The 18,285-nt window shown below is 74.0% G+C and carries 16 protein-coding genes and 1 pseudogene; 6 read left to right on the top strand and 11 right to left on the bottom strand.

The annotated features are described in order from the left end of the window. Positions 1-10: 10 nt before the first annotated feature. From ACF061_RS25640 to ACF061_RS25625, 4 genes are read right to left on the bottom strand one after another with little or no spacing between them, the layout of a single operon-like run. Positions 11-1,165: an ABC transporter ATP-binding protein gene (locus tag ACF061_RS25640; RefSeq protein ID WP_392269310.1), complete on the bottom strand. Its 1,155-nt coding sequence runs from the start codon at positions 1,163-1,165 to the stop codon at positions 11-13. Positions 1,166-1,187: 22 nt separating this feature from the next. Further along, positions 1,188-1,835: a lactate utilization protein C gene (locus tag ACF061_RS25635; RefSeq protein WP_392269309.1), complete on the bottom strand. Its 648-nt coding sequence runs from the start codon at positions 1,833-1,835 to the stop codon at positions 1,188-1,190. Then, complete coding sequence (locus ACF061_RS25630; RefSeq protein ID WP_392269308.1) at positions 1,832-3,343, bottom strand: LutB/LldF family L-lactate oxidation iron-sulfur protein; 1,512 nt, start codon at positions 3,341-3,343, stop codon at positions 1,832-1,834. The genes ACF061_RS25635 and ACF061_RS25630 overlap by 4 nt, the downstream gene beginning before the upstream one ends. Continuing rightward, a complete protein-coding gene (locus ACF061_RS25625; RefSeq protein ID WP_392269307.1) occupies positions 3,340-4,095 on the bottom strand; it encodes a (Fe-S)-binding protein in 756 nt (251 codons plus the stop codon). Before ACF061_RS25625 ends, ACF061_RS25630 begins: the two co-directional genes overlap by 4 nt. A gap of 255 nt (positions 4,096-4,350) precedes the next feature. Here ACF061_RS25625 and ACF061_RS25620 point away from each other — a divergent pair, with 255 nt between their 5' ends. The 3 genes from ACF061_RS25620 (at position 4,351) to ACF061_RS25610 (ending at position 7,740) form a co-directional block, all read left to right on the top strand. Further along, positions 4,351-5,652, top strand: coding sequence for an alpha/beta fold hydrolase (locus tag ACF061_RS25620; RefSeq protein ID WP_392269306.1), 1,302 nt, complete (start codon positions 4,351-4,353; stop codon positions 5,650-5,652). A gap of 240 nt (positions 5,653-5,892) precedes the next feature. After that, a complete protein-coding gene (gene sigJ / locus ACF061_RS25615; protein ID WP_392269305.1) occupies positions 5,893-6,798 on the top strand; it encodes an RNA polymerase sigma factor SigJ in 906 nt (301 codons plus the stop codon). Between the two features lie 93 nt (positions 6,799-6,891). Then, complete coding sequence (locus tag ACF061_RS25610) at positions 6,892-7,740, top strand: pentapeptide repeat-containing protein (protein WP_392269304.1); 849 nt, start codon at positions 6,892-6,894, stop codon at positions 7,738-7,740. On the opposite strand, the gene ACF061_RS25605 is transcribed toward ACF061_RS25610, so the two are convergent. Further along, on the bottom strand, positions 7,702-9,231 hold the full coding sequence (locus ACF061_RS25605) for a cytochrome P450 (protein WP_392269303.1): 1,530 nt from the start codon (positions 9,229-9,231) through the stop codon (positions 7,702-7,704). The two genes, ACF061_RS25610 and ACF061_RS25605, sit on opposite strands and share 39 nt — an antisense overlap. 139 nt (positions 9,232-9,370) lie before the next feature. On the opposite strand from ACF061_RS25605, the gene ACF061_RS25600 reads away from it, so the two are divergent. Together ACF061_RS25600 and ACF061_RS25595 are read left to right on the top strand one after the other, a co-directional pair. Next, positions 9,371-9,982: a TetR/AcrR family transcriptional regulator gene (locus ACF061_RS25600; RefSeq protein WP_392269302.1), complete on the top strand. Its 612-nt coding sequence runs from the start codon at positions 9,371-9,373 to the stop codon at positions 9,980-9,982. Between the two features lie 27 nt (positions 9,983-10,009). Beyond that, a pseudogene (locus ACF061_RS25595) lies at positions 10,010-10,537 on the top strand (DUF2470 domain-containing protein); the annotation flags it as partial. Here the strand turns inward: ACF061_RS25595 and ACF061_RS25590 are convergent. From ACF061_RS25590 to ACF061_RS25580, 3 genes are all read right to left on the bottom strand, one after another. Beyond that, positions 10,505-11,659, bottom strand: a complete 1,155-nt coding sequence (locus ACF061_RS25590; protein WP_392269301.1) for a lactonase family protein — start codon at positions 11,657-11,659, stop codon at positions 10,505-10,507. The pseudogene ACF061_RS25595 and the gene ACF061_RS25590 overlap by 33 nt on opposite strands. A 351-nt stretch (positions 11,660-12,010) precedes the next feature. Beyond that, complete coding sequence (locus tag ACF061_RS25585) at positions 12,011-13,264, bottom strand: aromatic acid exporter family protein (RefSeq protein WP_392269300.1); 1,254 nt, start codon at positions 13,262-13,264, stop codon at positions 12,011-12,013. Positions 13,265-13,384: 120 nt separating this feature from the next. Beyond that, positions 13,385-13,879 carry an FBP domain-containing protein gene (locus ACF061_RS25580; protein ID WP_392269299.1) on the bottom strand — a complete coding sequence of 165 codons (495 nt, stop codon included), beginning with the start codon at positions 13,877-13,879 and terminating at the stop codon, positions 13,385-13,387. 276 nt (positions 13,880-14,155) lie between these two features. Here ACF061_RS25580 and ACF061_RS25575 point away from each other — a divergent pair, with 276 nt between their 5' ends. Beyond that, positions 14,156-15,442, top strand: coding sequence for an ROK family protein (locus tag ACF061_RS25575; protein WP_392269298.1), 1,287 nt, complete (start codon positions 14,156-14,158; stop codon positions 15,440-15,442). An 82-nt stretch (positions 15,443-15,524) separates the two neighbouring features. Here ACF061_RS25575 and ACF061_RS25570 read toward each other — a convergent pair whose 3' ends face one another. The 3 genes from ACF061_RS25570 to ACF061_RS25560 form a co-directional block, all read right to left on the bottom strand. Beyond that, positions 15,525-16,334 (bottom strand): SAM-dependent methyltransferase, encoded by an 810-nt coding sequence (locus tag ACF061_RS25570; RefSeq protein ID WP_392269297.1) that lies wholly within the window; start codon positions 16,332-16,334, stop codon positions 15,525-15,527. A gap of 471 nt (positions 16,335-16,805) precedes the next feature. Then, on the bottom strand, positions 16,806-17,060 hold the full coding sequence (locus tag ACF061_RS25565) for a DUF397 domain-containing protein (RefSeq protein ID WP_392269296.1): 255 nt from the start codon (positions 17,058-17,060) through the stop codon (positions 16,806-16,808). Positions 17,061-17,063: 3 nt separating this feature from the next. Continuing rightward, complete coding sequence (locus ACF061_RS25560; protein ID WP_392269295.1) at positions 17,064-17,885, bottom strand: helix-turn-helix domain-containing protein; 822 nt, start codon at positions 17,883-17,885, stop codon at positions 17,064-17,066. Positions 17,886-18,285 lie beyond the last annotated feature (400 nt).

The following is an 18,285-nucleotide window of genomic DNA, read 5'->3' as shown; positions in this document are numbered from 1 at the left end:
CCGCCGCCCGTCAGGCGTCGGCCACCGAGTCGAAGCCGACCTGCCCGCGCGGCACCCCGAGCGCCTCCGCGTCCACCGAGCGGCGCAGCGCCTCGTGCAGCTTCGCCGGGGTCAGCACACCGAGGAACCGGGTCCCGTCCAGCACGGCGACCCAGCCGGCGTCGTGCTGGAGCATCACCCCGAACGCCTGCTTCAGCGGCGCGCCGACCGGCACCCACGCCTGCATCCGGTGTGCCAGGTCGCCGACGGCGCCGCCCGCCGCGAGCGCCTCCAGTCCCACCCAGCCGTGCGGATCGCCGGAGGCGTCCAGGACCACCGCCCAGCGGGCCCCCGCCGCGCGCAGCCGGCCGGCGGCCCGCCCGGCCGGCTCGTCGAGACGGACGACGGGCGGCTCCTCCAGGTCCTCCGGTTCGATGGTGGTCACCGACAGCCGCTTCAGGCCCCGGTCGGCGCCCACGAAACCGGCGACATAGGGGGTCGCCGGGCTGCCCAGCACCGCCCGGGGCGTGTCCAGTTGCTCGATCCGCCCCTGCCCGTACACCGCGATGCGGTCACCGAGCCGCACCGCCTCCTCGATGTCGTGGGTGACCAGCAGCACCGTCTTGCGCACGGCGGCCTGCATGCGCAGGAACTCCTCCTGCAACTGCTCGCGCACCACCGGGTCCACGGCCCCGAACGGCTCGTCCATCAGCAGCACCGGTGGGTCCGCCGCCAGCGCCCGCGCCACCCCGACCCGCTGCCGCTGGCCGCCCGACAACTGCCGCGGATAGCGCGAGCCGTACGTCTTCGGGTCCAGCCCCACCAGGTCCAGCAGTTCGGCCGCGCGCGCCCGCGCCCTCGACCGTCCCCAGCCGAGCAGCGCCGGTACCGCGGCGGTGTTGTCGAGGACCGTGCGGTGCGGGAAGAGGCCGACCTGCTGGATGACGTAACCGATGCGGCGGCGCAGCCGCACCGGATCGACCGCCGCCACGTCCTCGCCGCCCACGAGGATCCGGCCCGAGGTCGGTTCGACGAGCCGGTTGACCATCATCACGGTGGTCGTCTTGCCGCAGCCGGACGGCCCCACCAGGGTGACGAGCTCGCCCTCGGACACCTCGAAGCTGAGGCCGTCCACGGCCGTGGTCCCGTCCGGGTAGCACTTGGTGACCTGCTCGAACCGGATCATCCCCTCACGCTAACGGCGCCGCTCAGCCGCCGCTCACCAGCACCACCTCCAGGGTGCGCGGCCCGTGCACCCCCTCCACCCGGTCCAGTTCGATGTCGCTGGTCGCGGAGGGGCCGGAGATCCAGGTCAGCGGGCGCTGCGGGGTGAGCCGGGCGAGTGCCTGCGGTACGGAGGACACCACCTGGCCGGGGACGCGCACGACGCAGATGTGGTGGTCGGGGATCAGGGTGATCCGGCGGCTGCCCTGGTCGGGGGAGCCGTCGAGGACGATCGTGCCCGTCTCGGCGATCGCGACCGCGCAGCCGGTGACCACGCTGTCCACCCGGTCCAGTTCGAGCGGTGTGCTCCGCGGCCGGTCCTCGATCCGCTCGACCGACGTCGCCGCCAGCCAGCCGGCGTCCAGGCCCGGTGGCACCAGGACGCTCGTCGAGCCCCGTTCGCCGAGCAGGTGGGCGATGAGCGCGGGCAGAGCCCGGAGGTCGCCGCGGTGCACCACCGCCCGGTAGTCCACCAGGTTCTCGGCCAGCAGCTCCACCGTCTCCTCGGCGCTCCGCCCACCGTGCTGCCGCAGGTAGTCACGGGGGACCGCCCGCTCGTACGGCGGGTCGTCGGCGGGTACGTCGGCCAGCGCGCGCCGCACCCGGCCCAGGATCCGGTCCCTGCTGCTCACTTCACGTCCTCCTCGGCCCCGTGCGTACGCTGCCACCAGTCCCGGAACGGCTCCGCGGGCACCGCGGGCAGGTCCCGCGCCCCCGTCCACGCCCTGCCCGGTCCGGGCAGCGTGCGCGGGTGGAGGCGCCGGGTGCGGGAGGCCAGACGCTGCCCGCCGCGCAGGGCGCCCGGCCGGCCGAACGCCCAGCGGGCCGCGCGCATCGCCGCACGCTCGGCGGCGTGGCCCTTCGCCGGCCTCAGCACCACCTTGTTGCCGTCCCGCGTCACCTCGCCGCCCTGTGCGACCCGCTCGCGCAGGTGCACCAGCACCTCGGGGATGTCGATGGCGACCGGGCACACCTCGTAGCAGGCGCCGCACAGCGAGGACGCGTAGGGCAGCGAGGCGTCGATCGCGCTGCCGGTGCCGCGCAGCTGGGGGCTGAGGATCGCTCCGATCGGTCCCGGGTAGACCGAGCCGTACGCGTGCCCGCCCGCCCGCTCGTAGACCGGGCAGACGTTGAGACAGGCCGAGCAGCGGATGCAGCGCAGCGCCTGGCGGCCGACCCGGTCGGCGAGCGTGTCGGTACGGCCGTTGTCCAGGAGCACCAGGTGGAAGTCGCGCGGTCCGTCCTGGTCGGTCGTGCCGGTCCACATGGAGGTGTACGGGTTCATCCGCTCGGCCGTCGAGGAGCGGGGGAGGGTCTGGAGGAACACCTCCAGGTCCTGCCAGGTCGGGACGATCTTCTCGATGCCCACGACCGAGATCAGCGTCTCCGGCAGGGTCAGGCACATCCGCCCGTTGCCCTCGGACTCCACGACCACCAGGGTGCCGGTCTCGGCCACGACGAAGTTGGCGCCGGAGACGCCGACCTTGGCGCGCAGGAACTTCTCCCGCAGGTGCAGCCGGGCGGCCTCGGCGAGTTCGGCCGGCGAGTCGGTCAGTTGCTCGGGGGCCGGGCGGCCCCACGCGCCCATCTCGGAACGGAAGATGTCCCGGATCTCCCCGCGGTTGCGGTGGATGGCGGGCACCAGGATGTGCGAGGGCCGGTCCTCGCCGAGCTGCACGATCAGCTCGGCCAGATCGGTCTCGTAGGCGCGGATGCCCTCCGCCTCCAGAGCCTCGTTGAGCCCGATCTCCTGGGTGGCCATCGACTTGACCTTGACGACCTCGCGCTCCCCGGTCCGCTTCACCAGGTCCGCCACGATCCGGTTGGCCTCGTCGGCGTCGACCGCCCAGTGGACGGTGCCGCCTGCCGCCGTGACCGCCTCCTCCACCCGCATCAGGTAGTGGTCGAGGTGACGGAGCGTGTGGTCCTTGATCCGCCGGCCCGCCTCGCGCAGCGCCGCCCAGTCGGACAGCTCCGCCACCGCCCGGGCCCGCTTGGCGCGGATGGTGTGCGTGGCGTGCCGCAGATTGCCGCGCAGGGTCGCGTCGCGCACGGCCGCGCGCGCGGCCTGCGGGAAGGCCGGGAACGCCGTGCCGGCGGACGGGGCGGGCCCGGGCATTCCCAGGTAGGTGGCGCTCATGCCGTCGGGTCCTCCTCGGTGCTCGCCAGGATCTCCGCGATGTGCACCGGCCGCATGCGGGTACGCAGCCGGCTCATGGTCCCGCCGATGTGCATCAGACAGGAGTTGTCGGCCGTGCACAGCACCTCGGCGCCGGTCGACTCCGCGTTGCGCACCTTGTCGGCGCCCATCGCCGCGGAGACGTCGGGGTTCTTCACCGCGAAGGTGCCGCCGAAGCCGCAGCACTCGTCCGCGCCGGGCAGCTCGACCAGCTCCAGGCCCTCCACCGCCCGCAGCAGCCGTCGCGGCCGGTCCCCGAGGCCGAGGACGCGCAGCCCGTGACAGGTCGGGTGGTAGGTGACCGTGTGCGGGTAGTACGCCCCCACGTCCGTCACGCCCAGCACATCGACCAGGAACTCCGTCAGCTCGTACGTCTTCGGCACCACCGGTGCCAGCACACGGGCGAGGGTGTCCCCGCGCCCCTCGTCCCGCGCCCGCTCGCCGATGCGCGGGTACAGCTCGCGCACCATGGCCCCGCACGACCCGGAGGGCGTCACGACCGCCTCGTAGTCCCGGAACACCTCGGAGAAGTGCCGGGCCAGCGGCTCGGTCTCGTGCCGGTACCCGGTGTTGTAGTGGGCCTGCCCGCAGCACGTCTGGGCCATCGGGAAGTCCACCTCCACGCCCAGCCTGGTCAGCAGCTTCACCACGGCGCGCCCGGTGTCGGGGTAGAGCGTGTCGTTGACGCAGGTCAGGAACAGGGCGACACGCATCGCGGCTCCTCGTGATCGGTCGTCGGACGGATGAAGCCTAGTCAGGCCCCGGGAGCGAAGGGGGATCCGGCTCGTGGCGTGCCGGAAGGAGAGCCCGGGCTCCGAGCGGCCCGAACCGACCCCGCCGCCGGGACGGGGCGGCGTACGCGGCCCGCCCGCTGACCGTACGGCCGGCCCGGCGGCCCCGGGCCCGGACGGCGCGCGCGGATGTGCTCAACTGGAGCGCCGCCGTCCCCTTCCGCCCCGGGAGATCCGTTGTCCGTCAGTTACCGCCAGCCCGGCGTCGTCCTCACCGACCGCACCTTCACCGTGCCGCTCGACCACGACGACCCGGCGGCCGGGACGATCGAGCTCTACGCGCGTGAGGCGGTGGCCGGCGACAAGGCGGACCAGGACCTGCCCTGGCTGCTCTACCTCCAGGGCGGACCCGGTTTCGGGGCCAACCGCTTCATCGGCAGGCAGGCATGGCTCGGCAGGGCCCTGGAGGAGTACCGCGTCCTGCTCCTGGACCAGCGCGGCACCGGCCACTCCACGCCCGCCAACCGCCAGACCCTCCCGCTGCGCGGCGGCCCGGCCGACCAGGCCGACTACCTCGCCCGCTTCCGCGCGGACTCGATCGTCCGCGACTGCGAGGCGATCCGGCCCCGGCTGACCGGCGGCGCCCCCTGGACCGTCCTGGGCCAGAGCTTCGGCGGCTTCTGCACCGTCACCTACCTCTCCACGCACCCCGAGGGCCTGGCCGCCGCCCTGATCACCGGTGGCCTGCCCGCGCTGGACGCCCACGCCGACGACGTCTACCGGGCCGCCTACCCGCGCGTCGAACGCAAGGTCGCCGCCCACTACGCCCGCTACCCGCAGGACGTCGAGCGCGCCCGCCGGATCGCCGAGCACCTCCTCACCCACGAGGTGGTGCTCCCCAACGGCTACCGCCTGACCGCCGAGGCGTTCCAGTCGCTCGGCCGCATGCTCGGCAGCGGTGACGGCAGCCACCGCCTCCACTTCCTCCTCGAACACGCCTTCGTCCCCACCCCGCGGGGCCCGGAGCTGTCCGACGCGTTCCAGGAGGAGGCCCAGGCCCTGCTGTCGTACGCCGGGCACCCGCTGTACGCCCTCGTCCACGAGGCGATCTACGGCCAGGACACCCGTCCCACCGCCTGGTCGGCGGAACGGGTCCGTGCCGAGTTCCCGCGCTTCGACGCGGCCGACGCGATCACGCGCGACACCCCGCTGCTGTTCACCGGCGAGTCCGTGCACCCCTGGATGTTCGAGTGCGACCCCACGCTGCGCCCGCTGCGCGAGACCGCCGAACTCCTCGCCGCACGCACCGACTGGCGGCCGCTGTACGACCCCGCCCGGCTCGCCGCCAACGACGTCCCGGTCGCCGCGGCCGTCTACCACGACGACATGTACGTCGACACCGGGCACGCCCTCGCCACGGCCCGTGCGATCCGCGGTCTGCGTACCTGGGTCACCGACGAGTTCGAGCACGACGGCGTCCGGGCCGGCGGCCCCCGGGTGCTGGACCGGCTCCTCGCCCTCGTCCGCGACGAGGTCTGACGGCCGCCGGCCCGTACCCCGGGCCGCGGCGGGCGGTGCGCTCCCCGCTTCGGCACGCACCCGGGTCGGGCCGTCGACCGACGAGAAGCCGGCGGACCACGCGCCCGGCCCCAGCCCGCGGGCGCCGGGGAGCCGGCCCCGCGGAGAACCGGCCGCGGCCCTCGAACCGCCCGACCGCTGCCGTGGCACTAGGGTGATCACGATCGACGGGGGGCCACGCATGAGGGGGCGGGGGACCGGATGACCGGCGCCAACGGACAGGAAGCACTGGCACGGCGCTTCGAGGAGCACCGCGGGCGACTGCGGGCGGTGGCCTACCGCATGCTCGGCTCGCCGGCTGAGGCCGAGGACGCCGTCCAGGAGACCTGGCTGAAACTGACCAGGACGGACGCCGACGCCATCGAGAACCTGGGCGGCTGGCTGACCACCGTGACCGGCCGGGTCTGCCTCGACCTGCTGCGCACGCGCGCCACGCGCCGCGAGCAGCCGATGGAGGAGACCTTCGTCCCGGACCCCGTCGTGCGGCCGCTGACGCGGGTCGACCCCGAGGAGGAGGTCCTCCAGGCGGACTCGGTGGGGGTCGCCCTGCTGGTGGTCCTGGAGACGCTGGCCCCGGACGAGCGGCTGGCGTTCGTGCTGCACGACCTGTTCGCCATTCCGTTCGACGAGATCGCACCGGTCGTGCGGCGCACCTCGGCCGCGACCCGGCAGCTCGCCAGCCGCGCCCGGCGCCGGGTCCAGGGCGCCACCCCGTCGTCCGAGGCGGACCTCGGACGGCAGAAGGAGGTGCTGGAGGCCTTCCTCGCCGCCTCGCGCGGCGGTGACTTCGAGGCACTGGTCGCCGTCCTCCACCCGGACGTGGTGCTGCGCGTCGACGCCGGCGCGCTCGCTCGGGGCGCCGCGGCCTCCAAGGTGGTGCACGGCGCGAGGACGGTGGCCGCGCAGGCGCTCACCTTCTCCCGGTTCGCGGGGACCGCGCGCCTGGTCCTGGTCAACGGCGCGATCGGCCTGGCCAACGTGCCCGCGGGCGGACCGGCCTCGGTCATGGCCGTCACCGTCGCCGACGGCCGGATCACCCACATGTACATCCTGTCCGACCCCGACCGGCTGGAGCGCCTGGACCTGGCAGCCGTCACGGCGGAGTGAACGGCCGGGGACCGGTGCGCGGCCGGCACCGCCCTTCCCCGCGCCGACCCGGCGGCGCGGGGAAGGGCGGCGCAGGTCAGTAAGGTGGACGTCATGTCAGATCAGTCAGCCGGCCGGCCGGCCGGGTCCGAACTGCGCGGTGACTGCGGCAGCTGCTTCGGGCTGTGCTGCGTCGCCCTGCCGTTCGCCGCCTCCGCGGACTTCGCGCTCGACAAGCCCGCCGGAAAGCCCTGCCCGAACCTCCGGGACGACCACCGGTGCGGCATCCACGCGAGGCTCAGGCAGAAGGGCTTCACCGGCTGCACGGTCTACGACTGCTTCGGCGCGGGGCAGAAGGTCTCGCAGGTCACCTTCGGCGGCCAGGACTGGCGGGGCGCGCCCGGCGAGCGGGCCCGCCGGATGTTCGAGGTCTTCCCGCTGGTGCGGCAGTTGCACGAACTGCTCTGGTACCTGAGCGAGGCGCTCACCCTGCCGGCGGCCCGCCCCGTCCACGCCGAGCTGCGCCGGGCGTTGGACCGGACCGAGCAACTGACCCTGCTGCCGCCGGAGGAGCTGGCCGCGCTGGACGTCGGCGCGCACCGGCAGGAGGTGAACGTGCTGCTGCTGCGCACCAGCGAGCTGGCCCGGGCAGGTACTCCGGGCGGCAGGGGCAGGAGGAAGGACCGGCGGGGCGCGGACCTGATCGGCGCCCGGCTGAAGGGCGCCGACCTGCGCGGTGCCAGTCTGCGCGGCGCCTACCTGATCGCCGCCGACCTCACCGGCGCCGATCTGCGCGGCGCGGACCTGATCGGCGCCGACCTGAGGGACGCGAACCTCACGGACGCCGATCTGACCGGGGCGTTCTTCCTGACCCAGCCACAGCTCAACGCGGCCCGGGGCAGCGCCGGCACCCGGCTGCCCAAGTCAGTCGCCCGCCCGGCGCACTGGACAGCGCGCGGCTGAGCCGGCGTCCTCCGGGACGCTCACGGACGCGGCGGGAGCGGTGGGGGTCCGCCGCTCCAGCCGCAGCCGCAGGCCCTCCGGCATGAGGGTCAGCCGCTCGGTGATCCTCAGCCGGTAGCCCGGATCGGCGTGGAGCTCGTAGCGGCGCAGCAGCAGGCCGAGGACGAGCGTCGCCTCGTGCAGCGCGAACTGTCGGCCGATGCAGGCCCGGGCCCCGGTGCCGAACGGCTTGAAGACGTGTGGGGGCCGGGCCCGTACCGCCCGGGCGTCGAACCGGTCCGGGTCGAACCGCTCGGCGTCCGCCCCCCACACCTCCGGGTCGCGGTGCAGCATCGGCGTGAGCACCAGGGCCCAGGCGCCCCGGAGCATCGGATGTTCCCCCGCCAGCACGGTGTCCCGGCGGGCCTCGCGGGCGAAGGCGGGCGCGGTCGGCCACAGTCGCAGCGACTCGTCCAGCACCCGGCGCACGTAGCGGAGTCTGGCCACCTGTTCGTAGCCGGGCGTGGCCGCGTCGCCCCAGACCCGGTCCACCTCGGCACGGGCGCGGGCCGCGATCTCGGGGTGCCGGGCGAGGTAGTGCAGGGCGAAGGACAGCGCTCCGGAGGTGGTCTCGTGGCCCGCGACCAGGAAGGTGATCACCTGGCGCCGGACGTTCTGCGGGGACAGCCGCTCGCCGGTCTCCGGGTGGGAGGTCTCGAGCATCCGGTCGAGCAGGTCCCCGTCGCCGCCGGCTCCGGCGCGGCGGGCCCGCACGAGGTCGTCGACGGTGCGGTTGAGGTGGGCGATGTCGGCCGCGTTGCGGCGGCTCGCGGCGCGCAGCAGGAAGGGGGCCAGCGGGGCTGGGACGCCGTTCAGCCGCTGAGCGTAGGAGAGCGTGCCGACCATCGCGGTGACGAAGGGGTGCGGGCGGGAGCGTTCGAAGGAGCCGAAGTCGTGTCCGAAACCGGTCCGCGCGATGGTCTCCAGGGTCAGCCTGGTCATGTCGCCGGGCACGTCCACCGTGCGGCCCGCGGCCAGCTCGCGGTCCCAGTGGCCGGTCAGCCGCCCGGCCACGTCCAGCATCATCAGGTGGTAGCCCGCCATCGCCTCGCGGCTGAAGCCGGGAGCCAGGACGTCGTGCGCCAGCTGCCAGTTGGGCTCGTGGTTGTAGGCCGTGAACAGGCCGTCCCCGGCGACCGGCCGCAGGTTGGCGACACCGAGGCCGACGTGCTTGGCGAAGCGTGACTCGTCCGCGAGGTCGGCGGCCGGCCGGGCGCCCGAGACGAACACGAACTCGTTGCCGAACGCCCTGAGCCGGAAGACGGGGCCGAGCGCGCGGGCGTGACGCATCGAATCCTGCAACGGGGTGCGGCGGTCGGCGCCCAGCACGTCGCCGAGGAAGGGCAGCCGGCGCGGCGGGTGCGGAATGCGGTGCAGTTCGGGCCAGCCCAGTTCCGCGCTGCGGAATCCCTTCGGCGGTCCGTCTCCGGTTCCGGTCCTCGTCCGCGCCATGCCGCGATCTCCCCGATCTTCCTCGAACCGGCGGTCCGCGCCGTGCGTGTCCCGCCCGTCGCACACGTGTTGTACGTGGATTCAATAGCGCGTTTCAGTCTGGTCCCGTTGTTGAACCGGCGTCAAGTAGAGTGCGGACATGGCCGCCAACCAGGGGGAGCAGCGCACGCGCCGCCGGCTCAGCACCGAGCAGCGCAGGGAGCAGTTGCTCTCGGTCGGGGCGCGGCTGTTCTCGGAGAGTCCGTACGACGACGTGTGGATCGAGCAGGTCGCCGAGATCGCCGGTGTCTCCCGCGGGCTCCTCTACCACTACTTCCCGACCAAGCGGGACTTCTTCGCGGCGGTCGTCGAACGCGAGAGCGAGCGCATGCTGCGGACGACCGCGGCCGTGCCCGGGGTGCCGGTGCGCGCGCAGCTCGCGGCGGGCCTGGACGCCTATCTGGAGTACGTCCGGGCCCACGCGCACGGCTACCGCGCCTTCCATCGCGCCGACGCGGCGGGCGACCAGGCCGTGCGCCGCGTCTACCGGCGGGCCCTGGCGGCGCAGGAGCGGCAGATCCTGGCCGCGCTCGCCGAGGACCCCGAGTTCGGCCCGCTCGCCGCCCGCCGCCCCGACCTGGAGCTGGCCGTCCGCGGCTGGCTGGCCTTCACCACCGCCGTCTGCCTGGAGTGGCTGCGCGACTCGGACCTGACCCGCGATCAGGTGCGCGAGCTGTGCGTACGGGCGCTGCTGGGCGTCCTTGGGTCCTGAGCGGCGACGGGCCCACGCGTACACCCGGCCCGCCCGGCGTGCGCTCCCGCCGTGCTGGAGTTCGCCGATGTCGCGCCCGTCCCCGTGCGTGGCCGGATCCGTGCCCGGCTCCGGCTCGCCGGGCGGTTCACCCGCGCCGGGGACCACCTGGAGTTCCGGCCCTCGCGCGTGCTGCTGCGGCAGCCGCCCGTCGCGGTCGCGATCGACCCCGGCGACCTCGCCGCCGCGTCCCCCGACCCACTGGCCCTGGCCGAGGCCAGGCTGCTCACCCACCTCGCCGACGCCCACCCGGACGCGGTGGAACGGCTCACCCGGCTCGTCGGGCCGGACAGCCCGCACGGCGCGGTGCGCGTCCGGCCGCTCGCCCCGGACCGGCACGGACTGACGCTGAGCTTCGAGCGCGCCCGCACCGACGGCGACGTGCGACTGCCGTTCCACGCGCCCGCCGACGACGTCGCCGAGCTCGTCGAACGCATGCGCGTCCTGCTGGCCCGGGCGGGCACCGTCTCCTGCCGCCGGGCCCTACAGCGGCAGCGCACAGACGGCGACGGGTGAGGCGAACGGCTCACCCGTCAGGCGCAGCGCGCCGGTCGCGCGGTCCACGCGGAAGACGCTGACCGTGCCCGACCGCTGGTTGGCCGCGAACAGCAGCGCGCCGTCCGGGGAGAAGGCGATCTGGCGCGGGAAGTCGCCGGCGACCGGCACCGTGTCGAGGAGCCTCAGTCGTGCCCCGTCCGCCTCCACGGCGTAGCGCGCCAGGGAGTTGTGGCCCCGGTTGGCGAGGTAGGCGAACCGGCCGTCGGCCGTCACCAGGATCTGCGCCGGATAGTTGGTGCCCGGGCCCGAACCCGTCCCCTGCGGCTCGCCGATGCTCAGCCGGCCGGTCCGCGGGTCGTAGGCGCAGACCGTGACCGTGTCGTCGACCTCGTTGGCCAGGTAGGCGTGCCGGCCGCCGGGGTGGAAGGTCAGGTGGCGGGGGCCGGCGCCGGGCCGCGCCCGCGCCCGGGAGACCTCGGTGAGCCCGCCGGCGCGCGTGTCCAGACGGTAGGTGTAGACCGTGTCGGTGCCCAGGTCGACGGCCAGGACGTGGCCGCCGTCCGGTCCGGTGACGAACTGGTGCGCGTGCGGGCCCTGTTGTCCCGGGCCGGGCGGCGGGCTGGAGTGCGTCACCAGGGCGGTGCGCTCGCCGAGCCCGCCCGACCGGTCGATCGGATGCACGGCGACGCTGCCGGACTGGTAGTTGGCCGTCAGCAGCCAGCGCCCGCCGGGATGCACCGACAGGTGGCAGGGTCCCGCGCCGCCGGTGCTCCGGGTGCCCAGCACCCTGCGGTCGGCCAGTCGCACGGCGGTCACCGCCCCCTCCCGGCCCTCGTCGACCGCGTACAGCGTGCGGCCGTCGGGGTGCAGGGCGAGGTAGGAGGGGTCGGCGACGCCGGTCAGGGTGCCCCGGCCGGTGACGGCGCCGGAGGCGGGGTCGTAGACCGCCAGGCCGATGCCCGAGCCGCCGCCCGCCACGGAGGTGTAGGTCCCCAGGTACAGCGGACGCGGGCCGGACGGCCCGCGGGCCGGCTGCCGGCCGCTCCCGGCCGCCTCGGGGGCGGCCGGGACGCCGGCCCCCGGCGCGGAGCGCGGCGCGGCCGGCGCCGGGACGCCCGCCACCGCGACGGCTCCCGTCACCGCCCCGACGAACCGGCGCCTGCTCCAGCCTTCCCCGGACGCCCGGCTCCCTTCCGGCAGGAGATCTCCCCGTCGCGGCGTTCGTGCCCCACTGTCCATGTCCGCACCCCGGCTCGTCGGCTGACTCGGTCGTGACTGACACCTTGGCCTGGACCACCGCTCAGGTGCAAGACCGGCAACACGCGTTGCGCCGACCGCAACGCGCGGGCCGGGCCGGGCGGCCACCGGACTCCGCCCGGGGGCCGGGCGACCCGGCTGCCGCGGCGACCGCCCCTGCCGGAGTCCGTGGCTCTCGCCCGGCCGGTCGCCCACCGGGTGCACCGGCCATGAGCCGATCTCCTCCGTCGTCCGTCACAGAGAACGCGGCGCGGTGTCCTCCCGGTTGCGGCGCAGTTTCACCGGCGCGCCCAGCCGGTCCGCGAACCGGGTCAGCCGCGACCTGCGCTCGCGCCGCGCGCGCGTGTACCGGTCCAGCTCCTCCAGGAGCCTCTTCGAACGGTGCTCGGTGTCCATCTCGTCGATGATGCGGTTCACCTCGGTCAGCACCGCGCCGTGCAACTGCCAATGGCTCGCGTCCCGCTGCACCTCCTCCAGCAGCGCCTGGGCCAGCTTGTCGCGGGTGGCGGCGGCCTGCCGCAGCTCGGCGGTGAGCCGGGACTCGGCGGACTCGGCGCTCACGCTCACATCGGTGGTCACCAGCACCGCGTAGCTGACCACCGCGTCGGCGATCTCGCACAGCAGCTGCCGCACCAGGGGTCCGGTCTGCGGCGGGAACAGCGGATCGGGCTCGCGCGCCTTGGTCAGATCGGTGAAGCTGCGCGCGAGCACCCGCAGGACGACCGTGCAGATCTCCAGCGTGTCCAGCCCGGTGCGCAGCACCACCCGGTGCAGCAGCCCCTCCCGCACCCGCGGGTTCAGCCGGAGGCTGTCCTCGGCCTGCCGCAGGGCCGCGTCCACGTCGGCGATGTCGTGGTCCAGGCGGCGCGCCTCGTGCAGCCGCGCGGCCGCCCGCTCCACGGGCGTCTCCCCGGTCACCTGGTCGCCCATGTGCAGCATCAGCTGCCGCATCCGGCGTGCCAGCCCCTCGATCGACTCGCCCGCCTGCTCGGTCCACACCGGGGGAGCGAGCAGCAGGTTGCAGGCCATGCCGACCGCCGCGCCGATCAGCGTCTCCACGATCCGGGCCCAGGCCGTACTGCCGACGGTGGTGACGCCCAGCACCAGCATCGCGCTGATCGCCACCTCGGCCACGAACTCGTCAACCCGCACCAGGTGCCCGACGGCCAGCCCGGCCAGGATCACCAGGGCCAGGCTCCACCAGGTCAGACCCACCAGGAGCGAGAAGGCGATGGCCACGATGACACCGGCCACCACCGCGTTCACCCGGCGGATGCTGGTGGTCAGGGTCGCGAAGAGGGTGACCTGGACGACCAGCAGGGCGGTCAGGGGGGCGGTCAGGGGCGCCGGTTCCGGGCTCAGCCACTTGGCGAACACATAGGCGACCGTCGCCGCGACGGTCGACCGCAGTGCCTGGACGACCACGGGGTCCCGGTGCCGCCGCACCAACCTGACGAGGGACGACATCCACTCACGTACAACTTGCATCCCTTGCGCTGTTCCCCGTTCGTACGCAGGTCGAACGTGGTAGGTGGGGAGTGCGGCCGTCCGTGGCCGGCGCCCCGGGGGTCCGGCCGGCGCCGGGCGGGCGGCGGCGCCGCGCGGGTGTCAGACGTACAGCTTGTCGAGGAAGGCGGCGAGGTTGCGCGTCGTCCGGGCGATCTGCTCCTCCAGGGTCAGGCTCTCCTCGAAGCGGGCCCCGGACTCGGGGATCTTCTTGCCGCGTACGTACAGGGAGCAGGCGAGGTCCGTGCACATGTACAGGCCGACCGAGTTGCCCTCGCGTCCGGCCGCCCCCGCCTTGCGGGCGGTCATCAGGGAGACCCCGCCGCCAGGATGCGTGGTCAGGCACAGCGAGCACAGGCTGCGGTGCAGGAAGCTGCGCCGGGAGGAGGGGAAGCGCAGGGCGACCCCCGCCGGCCTGCCCTCCCGCTCCGTGACGAGATAACTGCGGTCCGGCGCGCCCGGATCCCGCCAGCCCAGGAAGTCGAGGTCGTCCCAGGGCCGCTCGTCGAGATCGCGGGGCACGGCCAGGCGCTTGGCCTCGCCCTTGGAACAGTTGACGAACGAGTCGCGGACGTCCTGCTCGGTGAGTGGTCGCATGGGGGTTCCCGCCGATCGCGGCACGGGTGGTGAGCCGGTGCCTAATAGTTTTAGTTACGAGGCTAGGGTAGGCAGGTTCGAAGCGGGGAGGCCAGTCATTTTCGGGGTGTACCGGTCACCCCGGGCGGATCGGCGTTCCGTATCCTTTGCCGGGACGCGACGGAACTCGGACACGGCTTAATTTATTGCGTGGACTAAGGGGTGCGGGAAAGTCGCCCCGCAGTGGCCCACGGCGGTATGTTGCAGGTCGGGCAGGGTTCGGACAAGGGGTGCCAGATGGCGGGGCGGAACGGGCGCACGGTGCGCGATCTCAGGCGGGCCAACCGCACGGCCGTACTGCAGAGGCTGTACTTCGACGGGCCCCTCAGCCGTTTCGAGCTGGGCCCGGCGACCGGGCTGAGCTCCGGTTCGATCAGCAACGTCGTCGCGGACCTGGTCGCCGACGGACTGGTCGAGGAGGCCGGGAGCGTCGACTCCGACGGCGGCCGGCCGCGCACCCTGCTGCGGGTGGCGCCGGGCAGCGGCCACATGATCGGCGTGGACGTCGGCGAGACCCGGGTGCGCGTCGAGCTGTTCGACCTCGCCCTGACCGAGCTGGCGCGCGCCGAGCGCCCGCTGACGCCCCAGCGCTACGACGTGGACGTGATCACCGGGCACATCCGGGACGGGATCGCCGAGGTCCTGGCCGCCGCCGGGCCGGCGCCCGAGCGGCTCCTGGGTGTCGGCATCGGTGTGCCCGGCATCATCGAGCACACCCCGGACCGCGGCGCCGTCGTGCACGGCCAGACCATCGGCTGGGACGCGGTGCCGCTGGAGGCCCTGCTCCGCACCGGCTCCCAACTGCCCGACAGCGTCCCGTACTTCATCGAGAACGGCGCCAAGACGCTGGGCCAGGCCGAGATGTGGTTCGGCGCCGGACGTGGCGCGGGCAACGCGGTCGTGGTGCTCTTCGGCTCCGGCGTCGGCGCCTGCCTGGTCACCCCCGAGGTCGAGCGCGGCCGGGCGGTGGAGTGGGGCCACCTGACGGTACGGGTGCGGGGCCGCCGCTGCCGGTGCGGCGCGCTCGGCTGCCTGGAGGCGTACGCCGGTGCGGAGTCGCTGCTGGCCCGCTGGCGCGAGGAGGGCGGACGCCCGCCGCGCGACACCGACGAGGAGACGGCGCTGACCGCCATGCTGGCCGCCGCCTACCCGCCGGAGGGCACCGACGCCGACCCCGTCGCCCTCGCCGTCCTGGAGGAGACCGCCGAGTACCTGGGCGCCGGCCTGTCCGACCTGATCAACCTCTTCCAGCCCGAACGCATCCTGATCGGCGGCTGGGCCGGGCTCCAGCTCGGCTCCCGGTTCCTGCCCTCCGTACGCCGGCACGCCACGGCGTACGCGCTGCGCCACCCGGCCCAGCGGGTGACCATCGACCTCGGCCGGCTCGGCCCGGACGCGGTCACCGTCGGCGCCGCGATCCTGCCGCTCGCCGACTTCTTCACCCGGGGCGGCCGGCGCGCCGAGTCGGACCGGCAGGACCGGCTCCCCGCCTGGCAGACCGCTCTGGAGGAACGCCGCGCCTGAGCTCACGCGGCCCGGCGGCGTGCCGGCCGTGGCCTCGCCGGGCCGGTGCGCCGCGCGGCCGGGCCCGCGGGCCGCGACGCCGTCACGGCTTGCGGGCCACGCCCCCGTGGATGTCCGTGGGCTCGGGTACGGTGCCGGGCTCGGGGCGCCACAGCGGACAGGAGACGATCCCCGGTTCCACCGGTTCCAGGCCCTCGTAGAAGGCGGCCAGCTGTTCCGGGCCGCGCAGCACGTACGGGACGGCGCCGGTGTCGTCGTAGCCCTGCTGGGCCTCCTTGAGCGCCTGGTCGGTGTCGGTGCTGTCGTAGTGGACGAAGCAACTGCCGGCGGGCAGGGCGGCCTGGAGGCGGCGGGCGATCGACTTCGCCTCCTCGTAGTCCTGGACGTGGCCGAGGATGCCCATCAGCATCAGGGCGACCGGCCGGTCGAAGTCCAGGATCCGGCCGGCCCGCTCGATGATCCGTTCGGGATCGCGCAGGTCCGCGTCGAGGTACTCGGTGACGCCCTCGCGGGTGCTGGTGAGCAGGGCCTGGGCGTGGCGGAGCACCAGCGGGTCGTTGTCGACGTAGACGACGCGCGACTCGGGGGCGATGCGCTGGGCGACCTGGTGGGTGTTGTCGTAGGTCGGCAGCCCGGTGCCGATGTCGAGGAACTGGCGGATGCCGAGCTCGCCCGCCACGTATGTCACGGCGCGGATCAGGTACCGGCGGGATGCGCGGGCCATCGTCTCGATGGCGGGCGCGTGCTCGCGGTAGGCGTCGCCCGCGATCCGGTCCACCTCGTAGTTGTCCTTGCCGCCCATCCAGTAGTTCCAGATCCGGGCCGAGTGCGGCACTGTCGTGTCGATCCTGGACAACGCGTCCTGATCGGGGGTGGAGCGGCTGTCTGCCATGGGGGGTCTCCTGCGGTGCGTCACGCGGTCTGCGTCCAAGCTATCGACAACGCCCGTGCGGAGGAGGTCGGTTGCGGGATCCGCGATGCGGGATGCGCTATGCGGGGCCGCGATGCGGGATCAGCGACGCGGGATCGGTGACGCGCGACCCGGGATCCGGGATCGGCTGTCCGCAGGGCGGGACCACCCGCACGGCGGGAGGTGACGTGCGGGTGGACCCGTGTGGCAGGGCCGGCCGGCGGCCCGGGCCCGGTTCGGCCGGGGCCCGGGCTCCGGTCCGGCTACCGGAGTGCGGTCCGGTGCCGGATCCGGGGGTGCGGTCCGGCTGTTCCCGGGGAGCGCCGCGGTCCGGGGCCGGCATGAGGTTCCGGCCGGGCCCGGTCGCCCGGTGCCCGGCCCGGGTTTCGGCCGCCGGCGCGGTGGGGGAGTTCCGGACCGTGGCGGCGGAGCACCGGATCGGGGCGGCGGAGCTCAGTCGACCAGGAAGTCGGCCAGGCCCGCCTTGGCGCCGTTGAGGAAGGCGATCATCTCGTCCCGGGTGTAGATCAGGGCCGGGCCGTCGGGGTCCGTGGACTGGCGGACGGCGACCCTGCCGTCGGGCAGGCGCTTGGCCTCGACACAGGAGCCGCCGTTGGTGCCGCTCCAGGGCTTGTGCCAGCCCTCGGTCCCCAGTCCGCCGGCGGACATGCCGTTGCGGACGGGCCCGTCGGGTTCCTCCGATGTCATGGGTCACGACTCCTTACGCAGTTCGACCAGGATGTCCCTGGTCCGGTCGACCGGTTCCGCCTGCACGGACATCCGGTCCAGCACTTCGAGGTGGGCGACGACGTCCTCGGGCCGGTCGTAGTACACCGAGCCCGTCAGGTTCTCCGTGTAGACGACGTCGGGCAGTTCGGAGAACCCGAAGCGGAAGTGGTGGAAGGGGCCGTAGGCGCCCGGATGGGCCCCCGCGGCGAAACGCATCACCTGGATCCGCACCTTCGGTGTGTCCAGGACCTCGATGAGCCGGTCCAGTTGGGCCCGCATCACCTCGGTGCCGCCGACCGGACGGCGCAGCACCGTTTCGTCCAGGATGGCCCAGACGGCCGGGGCGTCCGGCTTGGCGAGCAGGTCCTGGCGCCGGACGCGCAGGTCCACGCGACGGGCGAGGTCCTCCTCCGACGCGTTGGGGAAGCCGACGCGCAGGAGCGCGCGGGCGTAGTCGTACGTCTGCAACAGGCCGGGCACGTAGTGCGGTTCGTAGAGCCGGATGACGCTCGCTTCGCTCTCCAGGCTGACGTATGCCCGGAACCAGTCGGGCAGTACGTCGCGGTACTTGTACCACCAGCCGGGCTTGTTGGCCTCCCTGGCGAGGGCGACGAAGTCGTCGATCTCCGCGGCCGGGACGCCGTAGGCGCGCAGCAGCTCCCGCACATACGGTACGCGCAGGCCGACCTCGGCCTTCTCCATGCGGCGGATCGTGAGTGCCGTGACCTCGATGGCCCTCGCCGCCTCCCCGAAGGACACTCCGGCCCGCTCCCGAAGCTGCCGCAGGCGCCTGCCGAGAACCATCCGCAGGACGGTGGGCGCGCTGCCCCCAGAGCGGTTCCCGCTCACTCCTGACCTCCCGCGACGGCCGTCACAGCGTGCAGTGTCCCACGCACCCGAGGACGCGGACAGGGTGATGCGGATCTGTCTGAAATTATCAGAACGCAGGTTGCGAGCCGAGTGTGTCCCACATCATAGTGATCGGGGGATTCGCCGCGCGGATCCCCCGCTGTCAGGGCCAATCACGCGCGAGGACATCGGAACTGATGTTCCGGCAGGCACGGTGCGGCCCCCCACCGCACGGGACTGCGAGGCGAGACCTGGATGGCCACCGTGACCGACGGAGCGTCAGGACGACCGGCGAGAGACAGGGTCGCCGCTGGTGTCCTGAGACGTATCCGCTCACCGCTGAGGTCCGACGGGG

The organism is Streptomyces sp. NPDC015220, from assembly GCF_043079345.1.
Lineage (GTDB): Bacteria > Actinomycetota > Actinomycetes > Streptomycetales > Streptomycetaceae > Streptomyces.
This window is presented reverse-complemented; position numbering and strand designations above follow the sequence as displayed.

Coding starts and splice junctions, on each gene's coding strand:
- ACF061_RS25600 (WP_392269302.1), top strand. CDS start 9,371: ATGGCCGCCAACCAGGGGGAGCAGCGCACGCGCCGCCGGCTCAGCACC.
- ACF061_RS25610 (WP_392269304.1), top strand. CDS start 6,892: ATGTCAGATCAGTCAGCCGGCCGGCCGGCCGGGTCCGAACTGCGCGGT.
- ACF061_RS25570 (WP_392269297.1), bottom strand. CDS start 16,334: ATGGCAGACAGCCGCTCCACCCCCGATCAGGACGCGTTGTCCAGGATC.
- ACF061_RS25640 (WP_392269310.1), bottom strand. CDS start 1,165: ATGATCCGGTTCGAGCAGGTCACCAAGTGCTACCCGGACGGGACCACG.
- ACF061_RS25625 (WP_392269307.1), bottom strand. CDS start 4,095: ATGCGTGTCGCCCTGTTCCTGACCTGCGTCAACGACACGCTCTACCCC.
- ACF061_RS25575 (WP_392269298.1), top strand. CDS start 14,156: ATGGCGGGGCGGAACGGGCGCACGGTGCGCGATCTCAGGCGGGCCAAC.
- sigJ (WP_392269305.1), top strand. CDS start 5,893: ATGACCGGCGCCAACGGACAGGAAGCACTGGCACGGCGCTTCGAGGAG.
- ACF061_RS25585 (WP_392269300.1), bottom strand. CDS start 13,264: ATGCAAGTTGTACGTGAGTGGATGTCGTCCCTCGTCAGGTTGGTGCGG.
- ACF061_RS25565 (WP_392269296.1), bottom strand. CDS start 17,060: ATGACATCGGAGGAACCCGACGGGCCCGTCCGCAACGGCATGTCCGCC.
- ACF061_RS25580 (WP_392269299.1), bottom strand. CDS start 13,879: ATGCGACCACTCACCGAGCAGGACGTCCGCGACTCGTTCGTCAACTGT.
- ACF061_RS25560 (WP_392269295.1), bottom strand. CDS start 17,885: ATGGTTCTCGGCAGGCGCCTGCGGCAGCTTCGGGAGCGGGCCGGAGTG.
- ACF061_RS25630 (WP_392269308.1), bottom strand. CDS start 3,343: ATGAGCGCCACCTACCTGGGAATGCCCGGGCCCGCCCCGTCCGCCGGC.
- ACF061_RS25605 (WP_392269303.1), bottom strand. CDS start 9,231: ATGGCGCGGACGAGGACCGGAACCGGAGACGGACCGCCGAAGGGATTC.